The organism is Vibrio sp. HI00D65, assembly GCF_001635455.1.
Taxonomy (GTDB): Bacteria; Pseudomonadota; Gammaproteobacteria; order Enterobacterales; family Vibrionaceae; genus Vibrio.
This window is the reverse complement of sequence record NZ_LWEH01000406.1, coordinates 1-425: the sequence shown is the minus strand read 5'-3', so window position 1 is coordinate 425 and position 425 is coordinate 1. Positions and strand designations below refer to the sequence as shown.

The 425-nt window shown below is 50.6% G+C and carries 3 tRNA genes; all 3 read right to left on the bottom strand.

The features are described 5' to 3' along the window. Positions 1 to 18: 18 nt before the first annotated feature. The 3 genes from A3712_RS21565 to A3712_RS21555 all read right to left on the bottom strand — a co-directional run bounded on the left by A3712_RS21565 (position 19) and on the right by A3712_RS21555 (position 407). Positions 19 to 95, bottom strand: a tRNA-Arg gene (locus tag A3712_RS21565). Between the two features lie 53 nt (positions 96 to 148). Beyond that, positions 149 to 225: transfer RNA gene (locus tag A3712_RS21560), tRNA-Arg, on the bottom strand. Between the two features lie 89 nt (positions 226 to 314). Beyond that, positions 315 to 407, bottom strand: a tRNA-Ser gene (locus A3712_RS21555). Positions 408 to 425: the final 18 nt, after the last annotated feature.

Below are 425 nucleotides of genomic sequence, written 5' to 3'. Positions count from 1 at the left end.
GAACTAAACCCAAAATAGTGGCGCGCTCTGGAGGATTCGAACCTCCGACCGCCTGGTTCGTAGCCAGGTACTCTATCCAGCTGAGCTAAGAGCGCACGGGTTTTAGTATCAACTGAGTCAATACGAGGATCAACAGACCCTTAAATAGTGGCGCGTCCTGGAGGATTCGAACCTCCGACCGCCTGGTTCGTAGCCAGGTACTCTATCCAGCTGAGCTAAGGACGCACGGTGTTCATTCATTCAGAATGAAGTTGTGAAATATATCACATTCTTCTTGCTATGAAGAAAAAAAAAGGCCATCGGCCTGTAACGAATGGCGGTGAGGGAGGGATTCGAACCCTCGATGCAGCTACAAACCACATACTCCCTTAGCAGGGGAGCGCCTTCGGCCACTCGGCCACCTCACCTAATTCATAATTCTCACA